General features: G+C 73.0%; 14 protein-coding genes. 11 read left to right on the top strand and 3 right to left on the bottom strand.

Translation table 11 applies throughout. From position 1 onward, the window contains the following. Positions 1 to 4: 4 nt before the first annotated feature. A complete protein-coding gene (gene thpR, locus WMF39_RS27820) occupies positions 5 to 592 on the top strand; it encodes an RNA 2',3'-cyclic phosphodiesterase (protein ID WP_437739504.1) in 588 nt (195 codons plus the stop codon). Between the two features lie 67 nt (positions 593 to 659). Here the strand turns inward: thpR and norR are convergent, their stop codons facing one another. Beyond that, the gene (gene norR / locus WMF39_RS27815; protein ID WP_437739503.1) at positions 660 to 2,243 is read right to left on the bottom strand and encodes a nitric oxide reductase transcriptional regulator NorR; all 1,584 of its coding nucleotides are present in this window, start codon (positions 2,241 to 2,243) and stop codon (positions 660 to 662) included. A gap of 326 nt (positions 2,244 to 2,569) precedes the next feature. Here norR and WMF39_RS27810 point away from each other — a divergent pair, with 326 nt between their 5' ends. Continuing rightward, positions 2,570 to 3,028, top strand: a complete 459-nt coding sequence (locus WMF39_RS27810; RefSeq protein WP_437739502.1) for a globin domain-containing protein — start codon at positions 2,570 to 2,572, stop codon at positions 3,026 to 3,028. 56 nt (positions 3,029 to 3,084) lie between these two features. Here the strand turns inward: WMF39_RS27810 and WMF39_RS27805 are convergent, their stop codons facing one another. Both WMF39_RS27805 and pdxH read right to left on the bottom strand, forming a co-directional pair. After that, positions 3,085 to 3,498 (bottom strand): secondary thiamine-phosphate synthase enzyme YjbQ, encoded by a 414-nt coding sequence (locus WMF39_RS27805; protein WP_437739501.1) that lies wholly within the window; start codon positions 3,496 to 3,498, stop codon positions 3,085 to 3,087. Positions 3,499 to 3,598: 100 nt separating this feature from the next. Continuing rightward, complete coding sequence (pdxH, locus tag WMF39_RS27800; RefSeq protein WP_044965793.1) at positions 3,599 to 4,186, bottom strand: pyridoxamine 5'-phosphate oxidase; 588 nt, start codon at positions 4,184 to 4,186, stop codon at positions 3,599 to 3,601. 211 nt (positions 4,187 to 4,397) lie between these two features. On the opposite strand from pdxH, the gene WMF39_RS27795 reads away from it, so the two are divergent. The 9 genes from WMF39_RS27795 (at position 4,398) to WMF39_RS27755 (ending at position 17,328) form a co-directional block, all read left to right on the top strand. Continuing rightward, positions 4,398 to 5,948 carry a protein kinase domain-containing protein gene (locus tag WMF39_RS27795; RefSeq protein ID WP_437739500.1) on the top strand — a complete coding sequence of 517 codons (1,551 nt, stop codon included), beginning with the start codon at positions 4,398 to 4,400 and terminating at the stop codon, positions 5,946 to 5,948. A gap of 29 nt (positions 5,949 to 5,977) precedes the next feature. Continuing rightward, positions 5,978 to 7,132 (top strand): hypothetical protein, encoded by a 1,155-nt coding sequence (locus WMF39_RS27790; RefSeq protein ID WP_437739499.1) that lies wholly within the window; start codon positions 5,978 to 5,980, stop codon positions 7,130 to 7,132. 912 nt (positions 7,133 to 8,044) lie between these two features. After that, positions 8,045 to 9,538 carry a PQQ-dependent sugar dehydrogenase gene (locus tag WMF39_RS27785; RefSeq protein ID WP_437739498.1) on the top strand — a complete coding sequence of 498 codons (1,494 nt, stop codon included), beginning with the start codon at positions 8,045 to 8,047 and terminating at the stop codon, positions 9,536 to 9,538. 234 nt (positions 9,539 to 9,772) lie between these two features. Next, positions 9,773 to 9,964, top strand: coding sequence for a hypothetical protein (locus tag WMF39_RS27780; RefSeq protein WP_437739497.1), 192 nt, complete (start codon positions 9,773 to 9,775; stop codon positions 9,962 to 9,964). A gap of 41 nt (positions 9,965 to 10,005) precedes the next feature. Continuing rightward, positions 10,006 to 12,186, top strand: coding sequence for a hypothetical protein (locus tag WMF39_RS27775; protein ID WP_437739496.1), 2,181 nt, complete (start codon positions 10,006 to 10,008; stop codon positions 12,184 to 12,186). A gap of 157 nt (positions 12,187 to 12,343) precedes the next feature. Continuing rightward, a complete protein-coding gene (locus tag WMF39_RS27770; protein WP_044969192.1) occupies positions 12,344 to 13,852 on the top strand; it encodes an FAD-binding oxidoreductase in 1,509 nt (502 codons plus the stop codon). Positions 13,853 to 13,856: 4 nt separating this feature from the next. Continuing rightward, on the top strand, positions 13,857 to 14,396 hold the full coding sequence (gene ruvC / locus WMF39_RS27765) for a crossover junction endodeoxyribonuclease RuvC (protein ID WP_437739495.1): 540 nt from the start codon (positions 13,857 to 13,859) through the stop codon (positions 14,394 to 14,396). A gap of 288 nt (positions 14,397 to 14,684) precedes the next feature. Then, a complete protein-coding gene (locus WMF39_RS27760) occupies positions 14,685 to 15,383 on the top strand; it encodes a LolA family protein (protein ID WP_437541581.1) in 699 nt (232 codons plus the stop codon). A gap of 478 nt (positions 15,384 to 15,861) precedes the next feature. Further along, positions 15,862 to 17,328: a PrsW family glutamic-type intramembrane protease gene (locus WMF39_RS27755; protein WP_437739494.1), complete on the top strand. Its 1,467-nt coding sequence runs from the start codon at positions 15,862 to 15,864 to the stop codon at positions 17,326 to 17,328. Positions 17,329 to 17,456: the final 128 nt, after the last annotated feature.

Below are 17,456 nucleotides of genomic sequence, written 5' to 3'. Positions count from 1 at the left end.
AGCTGTGCGTGTCTTCGTCGCCGTTGATCCGGGAGCCGAGCTCCTCGCCAAGGTCGGAGATCTCCTGCGGGAGATCTCGCCGCGGGCTCCGTCCGCCAAGTGGGTGGAGCCTGCTGGGCTGCATCTCACGCTCGCCTTCATGGGCGAGATCGGAGAGGAGCGCCTGCCGCTCGTCATCGCTGCTGCCGGGAGCGTCGCCGCGTTCCACAGGCCGCTCACGTTGCGCATCGAGAAGGGCGGCGCGTTCGGAACGCGGCGCCGCCCGCGCGTGCTCTGGCTCGGCGTGGGCGGCGCTGTCGGCGCCCTCACCGCGATCCACCGCGACCTGGAGCAGACGCTCTCGATGTCGACGGGCTACGTCCCCGAGGACCGGCCGTTCGAGCCGCACCTCACCCTTGCCCGCTCGCGCGATCCGCGCGGCGATCCGGCGCTCGACGCCTGCGCTCAGGCGGTCGGCAACGTCGACTTCGGCGAGACGCGGATCGAGGAGATCATCGTCTACCAGAGCGAGCTGACCCCGAAGGGGGCGCGCTACACGGCGCTCGCGCGCGTGCCGCTCGAAGGGATCGGCACCCCCGAGCCGGCGCGCTGAGCGTCGTCCTCCTCCGTGGAGGCGCTGCGCTCCGTCCTTCGAGAGGACGGCGTCTCGCTCGGGCTCCTCAGCGCTTGCGCGGCCCGGCCGGAGGGATGAGCCCGAGGCGCACCGCCTCCTTGTAGGCGAACGATCGGCTCAGCCCGAGCAGCCGTCCGGCCGTCGCCGCGTTGCCGCCTGCCGCCCGGAACGCTCGGGCGAACGCGTCGCGGCGGGCCCTCTCGAGCGCCTCTGCCAGGAGCTCCACGGGCTGCCCCAGCGGCGCGTCCGCGAGCCGCAGCCGCTCCCCGGGGAGCTCGATCCGCGGGGCGAGCGAGCGCTCCTGCGCGCCGCCGTCGATCGCGTCGAGATCCTCGCGCCGCACGACGAGCGCCCTGCCGGCCGCGCTCTTGCCCTCCGCGATCGTCCGGCGAAGCACGGCGCGCTCCACGGCGTTCTTCAGCTCGCGGACGTTGCCCGGCCACGCTCCCTGCGCGAGCGCGCCCAGCGCCGGCTCGGTGAAGTCCACCCGCCCCGCGCCGAGCTCGGCCGCGAGCTCGGCGGCGAAGCGCTCGCAGAGGGCGGGGATGTCCTCGCGCCGCTCGCGCAGGGGCGGCACGCAGATCGGGTAGACCCAGAGCCGATGGAACAGATCGGCGCGAAAGCGCCCCTCGGCGACCTCCCGCCGGAGATCGCGGTTCGTGGCCGCGACGACCCGCGCGTCGACGCGGCGCGCCCGGTCCTCGCCCACGGGCTGGATCTCCCCCTCCTGCAGCGCGCGCAGGAGCTGCGCCTGCGCCGAGAGCGGGAGCTCGCCGATCTCGTCGAGGAAGATCGTCCCGCCGTGCGCCGCCTCGAACCTGCCAGCGCGCGCGGCCGTGGCGCCGGTGAACGCGCCTCTCCTGTGGCCGAAGAGCTCCGATTCGACCAGCTGCGCGGGGATCGCCGCGCAGTTGACGATCACGAGCGCCCGGCTCGCCCGGGGCGATCGCTCGTGCAGCGCGCGGGCGACGAGCTCTTTCCCCACGCCCGTTTCGCCCGTGACGAGCACCGGCACCGACAGCGGGGCGAGCACCGCGATCTCGCGCTCGATCCGCTGCATCCCGGCCGAGCGGCTCGCCGGCGCCGGGCCGCTCGACGCCGGCCCGGAGGCGCGCCGCGCGATCGGCCCGGCGCCGGCGTCGAGCCGCAGCGCGCCGGCGTCGAGCCGCAGCGCGCCGGCGCAGAGCCCCGCGAACACGCGCGCGTCCTCGTCGCGCAGGCCGCGGAGGCCGTGGGGATCGCAGGCGTCCAGCGTCAGCAGCCCGGCGAGGCGGCCCTGCACGTGCAGCGGCACGGCCATGCAGGCGTGGATCGGATGGATCTCTCCGGGGTTACCGAGCAGCCAGCCGCTGTAGGGGTCGGGCTCGCTCGGATCGAGGAACCGGATCGGCCCGGCCGCCTGCGTTGCCCTGCGGAGCCGCGGGTGCTCCGCTGGCCGGAAGCTCATCCCCAGGGCGGCCGGCGACAGCCCGATCTGCGCGGCGACGCCGACCGAGCCGTCCTCCGCCGCCGTGAGCACCGAGAGCGCGTCCGCCGCCGTCACCCGCGCGAGCGCGCGCAGGATCCGCTGCAGCGCCTCGTCGCGGGCGGGCGCTTCGGACAGGCTGAGCACGGCGTCGAGCAGGGTCACGCGGTTCCTCGAGGAGACGGAGGCGACGGAGGTTTCCTGTCGGAGACACCGGCAGGAAACACCGTGGGGTGCAGCGGAGCAAGGCGCGCGCCGGGGCAGCGCGCGGGGGGGCGCCCCCGGAGCGGCCGCCCTCGGCAGCCGGCCAGGTTTCCCGTGGGAAACCGCCGCCGGTCGCCGGGCGCGCCGACCCGGCGAGGATCGACGCGATCCCCGGAGAAAAGCCCCTGGCACGGCCCGTGCGAACGCTTTCGGCCAGCGCGCGCCGACGGGCGAATCGACCGCCGACGACGGCTATCACGGGCACAGCGCCCGGCCGGGAGGTTTTCATGGGATTGAATGTTGGCTTGCTGCGGGAGAGCTTCGAGCTCGTGATCGAGAGGGCGCCCAACCTCACGCACCGTTTCTACGGGATCCTGTTCTCTCGGTATCCGCAGGTGAAGCCGCTCTTCGGGCGCAATAGCCAGGAGCAGCAAGAGAAGATGCTCACGGAGGCGCTCGCCGCGGTCATCGACCGGCTGGAGGACGCGTCGTGGCTCGAGGAGAAGCTCATGGCGATGGGGGCAAAGCACGTCGACTACGGTGTCACGGACGCGATGTACCCCTGGGTCGCCGACGCGTTGATCTCCGCGATGGCCGAGGTCGCGGCCGCGGACTGGTCCCCGGCGCACCAGGAGGCCTGGACCGACGCGCTCGGCGCGATCGCCTCGCTCATGCAGCGCGGTGCGAGGGAGTACGGCGCCGCGAGGCCCCACGCGCCGCCACCCGCGGCGCACGCGGGCGGCTAGGGAGACGAGCCCCCTCGACCCTGTCGCCCGCGGAGCCCGCGCGTCGGCCGGCGGCGTCACTCTCCCATCGCCTTCACGACGACGCGCTTGCGCCGGCCGCCATCGAACTCCGCGTAGAAGATCTGCTGCCAGGGCCCGAGATCGAGCTTCCCCGCGGTGATGGGCACGATCACCTGGTGGTGCACGAGGATCGATTTGAGGTGAGCGTCGCCGTTGTCCTCGCCGGTCCTGTGGTGCTTGTAGTCGGGCCCCTCGGGGGCGAGCTGCTGGAGCCACGCCCAGATGTCCTCCCAGAGGCCCGGCTCGTGGTCGTTCACGAACACGCCGGCGGTGATGTGCATGGCGCTCACGAGGACCATGCCCTCCCGGATGCCGCTGGCGTTGACCACGGCCGCGACGCGCTCGGTGACGTTGATGAGCTCGCGCCTGGCCTTCGTCTCGAAGTAGAAATAATCGGTCTTCGATTTCATGGCTTCTCCCCCGCGCGGGTCACGGAGCGTGACGGAGCGCGTGATCGACGAGCGCGCCGCGGCCGCCTGCCGCCGCGGGCGCTCCCTCCTCGCGCCGCGCTCAGGGGTAGAGCCGCTCGACGCGCCAGCCGTCGCCGTGGCGGACGTACACCACGCGGTCGTGCAGGCGGTTCTCCTGGCCGTACCAGAACTCGACGCGCTCCGGCACCACCCGGTAGCCGCCCCAGAACTCCGGCCGAGGCACCGGCCGGCCCTCGAAGCGGCGCTCGATCTCGCGCACCCGATCGAGGAGCGCCTCGCGCGAGGGCAGCGGCGCGCTCTGCCGGGACGCCCACGCGCCGATCTGGCTGCCCCGCCCGCGGGTCTCGAAGTAGGCGTCCGACTCCGCGTCGCTGACCCGCTCGATCCGCCCCTCGACGCGGATCTGCTCCGCGGCCTTCGCCCAGTGGATGCACAGCGCGGCGAACGGGTTCGCCGCGAGATCCATCGACTTGCGGCTCTCGTAGTTGGTGAAGAAGACGAACCCGCGATCGTCGATGCCCTTCAGCAGCACCATCCGCGCCGAGGGGCGCCCGGACGCGTCCGCCGTGGCCAGCGTCATGGCGGTCGCGTCGGTCGGTTCGGTGGTTTGCCGCTGCTCGAGGAGCTCGCGCGCGAGGACGAACGGATCGGTCGGCTCGGTGATCATGGTGAAACGGTGCTCATGGTGAAATTGCGTCATGCATATACAAGCAGAGCGCGCCGCTGGCGAACCCGCGATGCATGCGAGCAACGCGCGCGAGCTCGGGTGGCTATGGCGGCGCGGCGGCTTCCCTCGCCCCTCGCTGATTTCCGGGAAAGCTCGCGTTGTCGCGCACGCGCTGTTTTGATACTAGCGGAGGGGCGGAGCGAGGGCGTGCATGGTCGTACCGGTGAGCGTGGGGGACGTCCTCGCGGAGAAATACGAGGTCGAGCGCGTCCTCGGTGAAGGCGGGATGGGCGTGGTCGTCGCCGCCCGCCATCTCCTGCTGGGCGAGCGGGTGGCCATCAAGTTCCTGCAGCCCCAGGCCCGCGAGCGCGCGGACCTCGTCGCCCGCTTCCTGCGCGAGGGGCAGGTCGCGGCGCGCATCCGGAGCGAGCACGTGACGCGCGTGTACGACGTCGGCACGCTCGCGCGCGGCGAGCCTTACCTCGTCATGGAGTACCTCGAGGGGACCGACCTCAAGGCCGTCCTGCGCGATCGCGGGCCGCTCCCGGTCGCGCTCGCCTGCGACTACCTGCTCCAGGCGTGCGACGCGCTCGCGGAGGCGCACGCGCTCGGCATCATCCATCGGGACCTGAAGCCGGGCAACCTGTTCCTGACCCAGCGGGCCGACGGCAGCCCGCTCATCAAGGTCATCGACTTCGGCATCTCCAAGATGGCCCTCGCGGCGGAGGCGGCCGGGCCCAAGGCGCACGACATGACCGAGAGCTCGACGATGCTGGGCTCGCCGTTCTACATGGCGCCCGAGCAGATGGTCTCCTCGAAGAGCGTCGACGCGCGGGCCGACGTCTGGTCGATGGGCGCCATGCTCTATCAGCTGCTCACGGGCGCCGTCCCCTTCCGGGGCGACTCCGCGATGGCCATCTACGACCGCATCCTGGAGGGGCCGCCGCGGCTCGACGCGCAGCGGTCCGACGTGCCCGAGCGCCTCGGCTGGGTGGTCCAGCGCTGCCTCCAGAAGAGCCCTGCCGATCGCTTCGGCAACATCGCCGAGCTCGCCGCCGAGCTCGCTCGGTTCGCGCCGCCGCACGCGCAGCACCTGGCCGATCGCGCCGCGCGCGTGCTGCAGATCCGCCTCGACGCGAGCGCCGAGGCGGGCCGCGCGCCCGGGCCGCCCCGCCGCTCGAACTCCACGTCGCCTGGGCCCGCCGGCGGGACGCCGTCGCCCAGCGACCCGGATGGGAAGGGCGTGGCGGCCGGCTCCGCGTGGTCTGGGGCGCCCACGGCGCTCCTCTCGGACGGCGCGGCGACGGATCGCTCCTGGGGCGGCACGCGCGCCTCGTCGGGCCAGGGCGGCGGGGCGCGCACCCTCGGGATCGCGGCGGCCCTCGCGGCGGCGCTCGTGGGCGCCGCGGGGCTCGCGTGGCTCGTGTGGTTCGCGCTCCGCGTCCCCGCGTCGGGTGGGGCGCCGCTCGCCGCGTCGGCGCCCTCGGAGGCGCCGCTTTCGCCGGAGGCACCCTCGCGCGACGCGGCGGTGCCCGCGGCCGATCCGGCTGCGGGCAAGGCGGCCGAGCTCCTCGACGGCGGCCCTGCGCCGCCGCCTGAAGCGCCCGTGTCCGAGGTCGCGACCGCGCGGCCGACCGCGAGCGGGTCTGCGGCGCCGCGGCCGCCGGCGTCGTCGAAGGGCGCGCGGCCGTCGGGGCGGACCCCGCCGCCGACCCGCCCCACATCGACCGCGCCGCAAGACTTCTTTTCCGATCCGCGATGACATCCCGTGAGCCCAGGAGAGGTGCCGTCTTGCTTTGCCATCGTCGTCTCGCGAGCCCCTGTCCGGAGTCCGGCTGCCCTGCTGCGGTCTCCCGCGCGCCGCTGGCCGGGTCCGGTCGCCGTCGAGCGGTAGCGCTCCTGTCGGCGCTCGCTGCGCTCGCCTCGCTCGCGCCGGCCGCGGGCGCCGCCGAGCCGACCCGGGAGGAGCGCGCCGCTGCGGTCGCGCTGTTCGACGAGGGCCGCGCGCTGATGGCCGCTGGGAAGCACGCCGAGGCCTGTCCGAAGTTCGCCGAGAGCCATGTGATCGACCCGGGCATCGGCACCCTCTTCAACCTCTCCGACTGCTACGAGCGCACCGGCAAGATCGCGACGGCGTGGATCGGCTTTCGCGACGTCGCGGCCGCCTCGCTCTCGGCCGGGCAGACGGAGCGCGAGCGGGTGGCGCGCGCCCGGGCCGCCGCGCTGGAGCCGCAGCTCTCCCGCCTCCAGATCGTGGTCCCGCCGGCGGCGTCGATCGCGGGGCTGGGCCTCACGCGGGATGGGGTCGCTGTGGGCAGGGCGCTCTGGGGGACGGCGGTGCCGCTCGACCCGGGCGAGCATCGGATCGCCGCCGCCGCGCCTGGGTACGAGCCCTGGGAGGTGAAGGTCACGATCGACAAGCCGGGCGTGGTGAGCGTCACGGTGCCGGCGCTCGAGCGCGCCACGGAGCCGGCCTCCGCCCCGGGAGCGAGCGGCGCGCCGACGCCGGCGATCGCGCCGCCCCCGGTCCGTCCGCCGGCGAGCGACCCGCCCTCGGCGCAGGGCGGGAGCATCCGCAAGCCGCTCGGCATGGTGGGGGTCGGGCTCGGCGTGGTCGGGCTCGGCGTCGGCACGGCGCTCGGCTTCATGGCGAAATCGACGTTCGACAAGGCCACCGAGGGCGGCCATTGCGACGAGGCGGGCCGCTGCGTCGATCAGACGGGCCTCGATCTGCGCGACGACGCGGTGGCGAAGGGCAACATCGGGACGGCGGTGTTCATCGCGGGTGCGGCCCTCGCCGTGGGCGGGGCGATCCTCTGGATCACCGCGCCGTCTGCGCCTGACGCCGCGGCGTCAGCGCGCGGCCGCGGGCCGACGGCCGACGCCCCCTGGAGCGCGCGCGTCGGCCTGGGCCCAGGGAGCGTGTGGATCGCGGGCACTCTCTGAGCGGAGCGCCACAGGAGCAGAGGGGGCGTCGTCGCAGCGGGGGAGCTCGCGGGACGCCGTACGACGTGCGGCGTCGAGCCGGGTGAGCCGACTGGCACCGAGGACAGAGGAGAGCCGGCGTGAGCGAGGGCGCCAGGAGATACCGGCGTTCAGCGAGGCGCCTCGATTGACACGGATCCCCTCTCCGACATGGCGCCGTGCGGCGAGCTGACCGATGATGCCGAGTCGGCCGGCGTCGATTGCGGTGCACGGGTGAAACACAGCACGTCTCTCCGCCGGGCTCGTCCGGCGCGGTGAGCCAGGCGCCGTCGCGCCATGGCGCGGCGCGGCTGGCCTGCTGGTGACGCTGCGCGCCGGCCAGCGAGCTCCGGCGGCGAGGGCGCGGCGAGCGATGATCCGTCGCAGGCGATGATCAGAAGGGTCCTGGACGGGAATATAGCCCCGGCCCCGAGCGGACCTCGGGGACTCGTACGTACCGCTCTGTTTCAAATATCCACCTCGACGAGTGAGCAGCGCATCGATGGCCCACGTCGGCGTGCGCCAGGCGCATTTCATCTGAACGGCTGATCAAATCATGGGCAATGCTGCTCGACACCGGTCGAGGGGCGCTGTTCTCCCATGGCTCGATTGCGGTGGCGACCGGGCGAACGAGCCTGTTGAATGCCCTTGCGCCCACAGGCCCTGGGGAGAGGAGGGGCCGCCGGCGTCTCCGAGCTCGCATCGAGCAAACGTGCGCCGTCGGCCGGCCAGACGAGCGCGTGTTGACGTCTTGCGGGCATGATCCGTCACCTGCTCACCCCGGGCTCCGATGTCCTGTTCTTTCCCCCGGCAGTAGTTCATGAGTGCGCCACGGCGCTTGTCATGTATAGAATGCGTCCCATGACGAAACAGCGTTCAACCTTGGCTTTGTGGATGACCTTCGCGCTGGGTGGCGGCGCGTGTCTCGCGCTGGGCGCCGGTGCGTGCAGCGACGACGGGGCGACCAGCTCTGGCGACACCGCGACGAGCGGGGGGAATCAGGGCTCCTCCGGTGCGCAGACGGGGACGGGGGCCGGCGCTGGCTCCGCCTCCAGCTCCGGCGCAGGCGCCGGCTCCAGCTCTGGTTCGGGCTCCGGTTCCGGCTCCGGCACCGGCGGTGGCAGCAGCACCACGTCGTCGTCCGGGACCACCGCCGGACAGGGCGGCTCCGGCGCCGGCGGCGGCGACCCGGTGGAGTGCGATGCCAGCGCGGCGCCCGACGTCGGGAAGCTGGCGCTCGCTCCCGTCGTCACCGGCGTGGACAAGCTGGTTTACGCCGCTCAGCCGAAGGGATCGAGCGACTGGTATCTCGTGCTGCAGACCGGGCAGATCCGCGTGTTCTCCGGCGGTCAGCTGCGCAGCGGGGTCTTCCTCGACGTGAGCAATCAGATCACGCTCAGCTCCGGCGCCTTCGACGACGAGCGCGGGCTCATCAGCATGGCGTTCCCGCCCGACTACGCGACGAGCGGCAAGTTCTACATCATGATGACGGCGACCACGGGCACGAACATGAACCGTGACATGGTGGTCGAGTACAAGCGGTCCAGCGATCCTTACGTGGCGGATGCAAATTCGGCGAAGACGATCGTGCGGCTCGACGCGTCCGCGGTGAATCACAACGGCGGCCATATCGTGTTCGGGCCCGACGGCATGCTCTACGTCGGTACGGGCGACGGGGGCGGCTCCTGCAACAGCGACAAGCCTGGCGGGCCGCAGGACCCGGCCTCGCTGTTCGGCAAGATCCTGCGCCTCGATCCGAATGCTGCCGAGCCGTACGCCGCGGCCGGCAATCCCTTGGACGGCGCGGCCTCGCGCGTCTGGCACTATGGTCTGCGCAACCCGTATACCTTCACCTTCGATCGTGGGACGGGCGACCTCTTCATCGGCGATGTCGGCCAGGATGGCTACGAGGAGGTCGACTACGTTCCTGCCGGCACCTCGGGGCTGAACTTCGGCTGGCCGAAGTGGGAAGGCACCCACGCGGATACCTGCCAGGGGCGCACCATGCGCGCGGGCGATACGCACACCCCGCCCATCGCCGACATGGATCGTCGGCAGAGCGCGACAGGGCCGTACCGCGACTACAAGTCGGTCGTCAGCGGGTTCGTGTACCGGGGCAGCCAGGTGCCGCAGCTCCGGGGCGTCTACCTGTTCGGCGACTACACCGGCGGGAAAATGGGCGCGCTCATGCAGTGCGGGGCGCAGACGTCGCCCATCACGATCATCAACAAGAACCCCGATCCGAACGCGCCGAACGCTCCGGCATTCGCGCGTCAGGGCAGCCTGCCGACCTTCAACGCGCTCACCGCGATCGTCGAGGACAACGACGGCGAGCAATACTTCGTCGCGAACCGCAACAGCCTGGTGAAGATCGTTCCCGGGACCTGACCAGGCCGCCCAGGGCGCGGGCGCCGGAATCTCGCGCCCGGCCCTGGATCCAGCGCGCGAGCTCCCGCACGCTCCTGGACGCGGGCGGCCACGCGCGCCCGCTCCGGCTCCTCCGACGCAGCCAGCCCCGCGCAGCCGCCGTCGCGCCGCCTCCGATGGCAGCGGACGGCGCGCCCCCCTTCCGAGCGCCCAGCGGATGTGCTTCGCTTGCCCCGCTCGTTCAGGAGGAGTCCCATGAAGAATGTCTTGACAGTGCTTGTTGCGCTCGGCGCCCTGTGTCTCTTCGGCTGCGAGGGCAAGCCCCAGGCGACGCCCGAGGCGAAGCCCGCCGCCACGACCGAGGCGGCGAAGCCCGCGCCCAAGGCCGAGCCGGAGAAGGCGGCGCCGGCCGCGACCGCGAAGCCGGCGAGCACTGGCGGCTGGTGATCGGCGCGGCGGCTCGGCCCGCTGCCCCCCGGCGCAGGCGCATGGCCGCGGTCCGCCTCGCGCTCGCGCTCGCGCTCTCGCTCGGCCTGGCCGCCGTGGCGTGCGACGGCCGCCCTGCGCCCCCGGTCCACGGCGGTGCCCCCGATCCGGACCCGCTCGAGCCGCTGCGGCGCTTCGAGGCGGCGCGCCGAGCGGAGGCCGATTTCTCCCGCGCATCCAGCTCCGACCGGCTGTTCGGGGCCGACCCGATCGCGCTCCGCCCCGTGGATCCGCTGGGCCGCCCCGCCGCGCCGGGCGCGCCCGCGCTGCTCTCTCCGCTCCGCGGCCGCGACGCGCTCGTCCTGCTCGACGCGTCGCTTCGCGAGCTCTCCCGCGCCCCCGCGCCGGCCTCGCCGACAGGGGTCGCGGTCACGCCCACCGGCGAGGTCTTCGCGAGCGGCGAGGCGTCGCCCTCGCTCTTCCGCTATGCCGTCCGCGGCGCCTCGCTCGAGCCCGCGGGGCGCATCGAGCTCGCGGGCCTCCACGGCGTCCGGGACGTCGCGGCCGGCCCCGAGGGCCTCCTTTACGCGCTCGACGAGCGCGCCGGCACGCTCGTCACGCTGCGCCCTGGTCGCACCGGCGCGGACGGACGCATCGAGGTCGAGCGCTGGGACGAGCCGATCGGCGCTGGCCCGTTCCGCGTCGTGCGCCTCGCGCATCACCTGATCGTCGATTGCCTCCTCGACCAGACGCTCGTCGTGCTCCCGGTCGGCCCCGATGGCCGCCCGCTCCCGGGCGGCGCGGCGCGCGTCCGCCACGACGGCCCGATCTGGAGCTTCGACGCGCTCGAGACGGGCGGCGCCGGGGGCGGGCTCCTGCTCGCGGCCGGCGGGGTCGAGGATCATCCGCTCGACCGGACCGGCGGCTCGTTCGGATACATCGACTCGTTCGTCTTCCTCTACCGCGTCGCCGCCGGCGCCCGGCCCGAGGTGACGCGGCTCTCGGCCGTGAACGTCTCGGAGCTCGGCGTCCTCACCCCGAAGGCCGTCGCGCTCTCGGCGATACCCGGATCGAGCGGCGTGCGCGTGATCGCGACGGGCTATGGCGGCGATCGCCGGGCCGAGCTCCTCTTCCGCGCCACGGACGCCGGCCTCTCGAGCGCGCCGGAGGTCTCCACCCGCCCGCTTTCCCCCGGCGTGGCCGCCATGGCCGCGCTCGGCGGCGGCGCCTTCGCCTATGCGAACCCATTGCTCGACGCGTGGCTGCTCGACGTGGGCGACGGCGCGGTCGTGAAGCAGCCGGTCCGGGACGGCGGCGAGGACGCCCGCTCCGACGAGATCCGCCTCGGCGAGGCGCTCTTCTTCACCTCGCTGATGGCCCCATGGAACAAGGCCGACGGCCCGCTCAGCCGGTTCACGTGCGAGACGTGCCACTTCGAGGGCTACGTCGACGGCCGCACGCACCACACGGGTCGAGGCGACGTGCGCGCCACGACCAAGCCGCTGCTCGGTCTGTTCAACAACCGCCCCCACTTCTCCCGCGCCCTCGATCCGGATCTCACCGCGGTGGCGGACAACGAGTTCCGCGTCGCCGGCGCGCTGAGCGGCCACGACCCATGGTTCTCCATCTCGAGCGAGGCCGCGCCGTGGCTCGCCGATCTCGGGCTCGCCGACGCCGGGCGCGCGGCGCGGCCTCCCGAGGCGCTCCGCCGCGCGCTCATGAGCTTCCTCATGGCGTTCTCGCACCGCGCGAACCCCGCCATCCTCGGCCGGACGAGCTTCACCCCGCTCGAGCGCGACGGCGCCCGGGTGTTCCGGGACCGCTGCGCTCGCTGCCACGCGCCGGTGCTCCGCAGCGACGACCCCGGCTCCGCGGCCCCGTTCGAGCGCTGGGAGGCGCTCGTGTTCGCGCCCGAGGGCCCGATCGTGTGGGGGAGGGCCGGCTACGAGAAGACCGGCGTCGTGCCGTACGTGCACGAGGACGGCGCGCGGGTGCCGTCGCTCCGGCGGCTCTACAAGAAGCGGCCCTACTTCACGAACGGCTCCGCGAAGACGCTGCGCGATGTGCTCGAGCGGGCGCGCTTCGAGGACACGGGCGGCCGCGCCGCCGGCGATCACCGCAGCACGGCCGCTGCCGCTGCGCCGAGCGCCTTCTTCCACGACGGCGCGCCCGCGGGCGAGGGCCTCGTCGCGCTGGACGCCGGCGCGATCGAGGCGCTCCTCGCCTTCCTCGATCTGCTCTGATCGCGCGGCGCGTCCGCCCGTCCGCGGGCAGGCAGACCGTGGGCGCGCCGTGCGGAGCGCGCGTGTCCGCGTGTACCCGATCCCGGCGGCGGCCAGCCCTGAGCCCGCCCGCGCGGATCCCCCAGCATCGCCGCGCGATCCGCGGTAAATGGGGGAGATGCGACAGCATCCCACGTTCCCCCGCCCGTCGGCGTCGGCCATCGACAAGGCGCGCCGGCTCCTCGAGCGCGCGCTCGGCCCCTCGAAGGTCATCACGTCGGCCGACGGGTGCGCGGCCTACGCGGGCGACGAGTCGGATCAGCCGCCGGTGAGCCCGGACGCGGTCGTGCTCGCATCCTCGGCCGCCGACATCGAGAAGGCGGTGCGGGCGGCGAGCGAGGCGGAGGTGCCGGTCGTGCCGCGCGCCGCTGGCAGCGGCAAGTCGGGCGGCGCGGTGCCGGTCGGGGGCGGGATCGTCATCGCCACGATCGGCATGAACTCCATCAAGGAGATCAGCCGCGAGGAGCAGATCGCGGTCGTCGAGCCGGGCGTCATCCTCGCCGACCTGCACGCGGCCGTCGAGGCCGAGGGGCTCTTCTATCCGCCCGATCCGAACTCGCTCAAGATGTGCGCGCTCGGCGGCAACATCGCCGAGAACGCGGCCGGCCCGCGCGCCTTCAAGTACGGCGTCACGCGCGAGTACGTGCTCGGGCTCGACGCGATCCTCATCGACGGCACGCGCCTCCGCACCGGCCGGCGCACCGTGAAGGGCGTGACGGGGTACGACGTCACGGCGCTGCTCGTCGGCAGCGAGGGCACGCTGGCGATCACGACGGAGGCGACGCTCCGGCTCATCGCGAAGCCCCCGTCGGTCATGACGCTGCTCTGCCTGTTCCCGGACGTGCGCGCCAGCGGGCGCGCGGTGAGCGCCCTGGTCGCCGCCGGCGTCGTCCCGCGTTGCCTCGAGCTGCTCGATCGCCCCACGCTCGACGCGGTGCGCGCGCGCGGCGTCGGGGTCGACGAGCGCGCGGGCGCGATGCTGATCATCGAGGTCGACGGCGAGCCCGCCGACTGCGAGGTCCAGGCCGAGCGGGTGGGGGAGGTCTGCATGGATGCCGGGGCGCTCGACGTGCTCGTCGCGCAGGACGAGGCGCAGCGCGAGCGGCTCTGGGAGGCGCGCCGCCAGCTCTCGCCCACGACGCGCGCCATGGCGCGCTACAAGATCTCGGAGGACGTCGTGGTCCCGCGCGACAAGATCCCGGCGCTGCTCGACGAGGTCGCGGAGATCTCGGCGGCGACGGGCGTCCGCATGCTGACGTACGGCCACGCCGGGGACGGCAACCTCCACGTCAACCTGCTCTGGAACGACCCGGACCTCGTCCCCCAGGTGGAGACGGCGCTGTCGCGCCTGTTCCGCGCGGTGATCGGCATGCGCGGCACGCTGAGCGGCGAGCACGGCATCGGGACGTCGAAGGCGGACTTCCTCGCGCTCGAGCAGTCGCCGGAGCTCATCGCGATCGAGCGAAAGATCAAGGCGCTGTTCGACCCGAAGGGCCTGCTCAACCCGCACAAGATCTTCCCGCGGCGGACGCTCGAGGCGGCCGAGCGGGGCGAGCGCGACGGGGGGGCCGAGCGCGCGCCGGGCTTCCCGACCCACGTCGTGGCGCCCTCGCACGGGGCCTGCTGAGCCGATGCGGGTCCTCGGCATCGATCCCGGCTCGCGCCACCTCGGCTGGGGCCTGCTCGTGCGGCACGGCACGCGCATCGAGCACGTCGCGCACGGCGTCATCGACATCGACACGAGCGGGACGTTCGCCGCCCGGCTCGTGGAGATCGACGACGAGCTCGGCAAGGTGATCGCGTCGCTCGCGCCCGACGCGGCCGCGGTGGAGAGCCTGTTCTTCGCCAAGGACGCGCAGAGCGCGGCGAAGCTCGGCCACGCGCGTGGGGTCGTGCTGCTGCGGCTGGCGCGCGCGGGCGTGCCGATCTCGGAGTATCCGCCGGCGCTGGTGAAGCGGACCATCGTCGGCCGGGGCGCGGCCGAGAAGGCGCAGGTCGCGCAGGTGATGACCGCGGTCCTGCGCCTCGCCGCGCCCCCGCGGCCGGACGCTGCCGACGCGCTGGCCATCGCGATGACCCACCTCAGCGCCGCGGGCTTCGCGGCGGCGCTGGCGGCGTCGGGCGCGCCCGCCCCGCGCCGCGCCCGGCCGCGACGGGCGCGCCTCGGGTGAACGTGGGCCGACGCGGCTCCCTGGTTGCGCATGGGGACGAAGGGCGCGGCGCCTCGTTTGACTGCGTGACAGGGGGGCGGGCGGGGGCGGTCCGGGCGCACATCCCGTGTGCTATGGAGCCTGCATCGGACGCTCCCGCGCCGCGTCCAACATGAAAACGTGCGGCGCGCCCCGGCTTCAGCGAGGGTGCGGCTGCCAGGGCACGGAACCGGCGGTGCATCTGCCGGCGCCCCCACCGCCGACGAGCGGGGGCGAGACGCCTCTGGACATCAAAGGAGATCGGGAAGGATGACGCGAACCTCACTCAACCGCCTCGCCGCCGCGTGCCTCATCGGGCTGACGGCGCCCCTCACGGTCGTGCTCGCGACGCTCGCGACCGCCGGCGAGTCCCAGGCCGCGGGTCCCACCGCCGAAGAGCTCGGCAGGCGCGTCCAGCAGTTCTACGACTCCACGAAGACCTTCAAGGCGAGCTTCACCCAGACCTACACGATCAAGGTCCAGGACGTGAAGAAGGTCTCCACCGGCAAGGTGACCTTCGAGAAGCCGGGCAAGATGAGCTGGATCTACGACGCGCCGAACGGAAACCGCGTCGTCTCCGACGGCATCACGATCAAGGTCTACGAGAAGGACAACGAGCAGATGTTCGAGACCCCGGTGAAGGGCTCTCAGTATCCGGCGGCGCTCGCGTTCTTGATGGGCAAGGGGCAGCTCACGAAGGATTTCTCGCTGCGCCTGCTCGATCCTGCGCAGATGAAGTTCGAGGGCGGCTATGTCCTCGAGGGGACGCCGAAGGAGGCGACCCCTGCGTATCAGAAGATGCTCCTTTACGTGGACGGGCAGACCAACCAGGTCCGCCGCGTGCTGATCCTCGACGCGCAGGGCAACCGGAACCGGTTCGATTTCTCGTCGCCGGTCGTGAATCAGCCGGTCGGGAAGACCGAGTTCGACTTCACGCCTCCACCGGGCACGCGCGTCGTCCGCCCCTGACGTTCTCCCGCCACGTTCGGCGCGGAGGAGCCGCTGCTGCGTTACCCCGCCGACCCCCGACAGCTCGTGGAACCCGTGGAAGCGGAGCGTCACAGCCTCCGCGCTCCTCGCCGGCAGCGCGCCGTGGCGAAGCTGCTGGGATATATGCCCGGCGCGTCCCTGCCGTGGTAGAAATATTCCGTGATACTTCGATCCCACGGGCGTGAGCGACAGCTCCGAGGCTGGCGTCGCCCGGCGCGGATCGTCACCGCTGCTTTCGGCTCCACGCGCGCGGCGGGGATTCGCCTCGGCTGAACGGTCAACGCTGTCACGAGGCTTTCGCGAGAGCGCTCGATCCATGCACAATCCCCACGGACATCGTCCCGATTCCCCCGGCGTGCCGCAACAACCCCGGCCGGCGGAGCGCTTGAGCGAGCGCGCGCAGGGGGGCGGGCAGGGCCCTTCGGGGTATCCGGCGCAAGGTGCGGGGCAGAGCACCATGGGGCAACCGCCGCACGGGCAGCAGGGCCACGGGCAGGCGCCGCAGGGGTACGCGCACGCGCAGCCAGCGCAGGGCTACGGGCAGGGGCACGCGTATCCGCAGGGGCCGCAGGGCTATGCGCAGGGGCCGCAAGGCTATGCGCAGGGGCCGCAAGGCTATGCGCAGGGGCCGCAAGGCTATGCGCAGGGGCCGCAAGGCTATGCGCAGGGGCCGCAGGGCCACGCGTATTCGCAGGGGCCGCAGGGCCACGCGTACCCGCTGGCACCCCAGGGCTACGCGCGGGGGCAGCAGGGTCACGCATACGCGCATCACCACGCAGGCTACCCGGCGGCCGTTCGGAGGTTCGACCCGGACCGGCGGCTGCGCATCGCCGGGCTGTGGCTGTGGGCCATCGGCCTCACCGCGGGCGCGGTCCTCAACGTGCTCTTCACGCTCCTCGGCGTCATCGAGTCCGGGGGGAGCATGCTGAGCGCCATGCTCGTCGGGGCGCTCTTCGCGTTCCCGCCGCTCGTCCTCTACCTGTTCGTCCCGATGATCATCGATCGGTACGATCCCGAGCCGTGGTGGTGCCTGCTGATGGCGTTCCTCTGGGGCGCGCTCGCGGCGACCGGCTTCTCGATCCTGATCAACACGGGCGTCCACATCGGCGTCTCGAGCAACTTCGGCGAGCCGGCCGGCGAGCTCGTCAGCGCATCGGTCAGCGCGCCGTTCGCAGAGGAGCTCTTCAAGGGGCTCGGCGTGTTCGGCTTCTTCTACTTCCTGCGCCGGGAGTTCGATGGGATCGTCGACGGCATCATCTACGCCACGTTCTGCGCGCTCGGCTTCGCCGCGGTGGAGAACGTGCTCTATTACGCGCGCGCCTCGATGCAGGGCAGCGACGTTCTCGCCGGCACGTTCGTCCTGCGGGGCGTCTTCACGCCCTGGCTCCACCCGCTGTTCACGTCGATGACCGGCATCGGCTTCGGGCTCGCCCGGGAGTCGTCAAAGACGTGGGTGCGCGCGGCGGCCCCGATCGGCGGCTACCTGCTCGGCGTCGCGCTGCACGCGGTGTGGAACTTCCTCCCCACCGCCCTGGGGCGCGCGATGGGGGACATCTTCATGCCGTGGCTCCTGCTCTGGTTGTGCTTCGTCGCGTCGTTCTTCGGGATCATCGTGGCGCTCGTGATCCGCAAGGGCTGGGTGATCCGGGATCATCTGCGCGACGAGGTCGCGCTCGGCATGCTCACCCAGGACGAGCTCGAGCTCGTCTGCTCGCCGATCGGCCGGCTCCGGTGCACCCTGGGCTGGCGCGGCGCCACGGGGCGGAGCTTCATCCGCGCCGGCGCGCGGCTCGCGCTCAGCAAGTGGCACACGGCGCGCGCGCTGCAGGGCCGGAACCGCACCCTGAGCGCCGATTTCATCGGCCCGCTCCGGCAAGAGATCGCGCAGCTCAGGCAAGAGCTCCTCGCCCGGGCTCCTCGATAGAGCGCCGGTAGAGCGGCGGTCACCCGCGTCGGATACGGGCCCATCTCGACGTTTTCGGTGCTCAGCGCACGTGAGTGCGCTTCCGCGCCGAAAACGCCGATCTGGGCCCGTCTCCTGTGCGGGTGACC

The organism is Sorangium sp. So ce1504, from assembly GCF_051521635.1.
Lineage (GTDB): Bacteria > Myxococcota_A > Polyangia > Polyangiales > Polyangiaceae > Sorangium > Sorangium cellulosum_B.
Note: the sequence above shows the minus strand (reverse complement) of the source record. Positions and strands in the feature narration are given on the sequence as shown.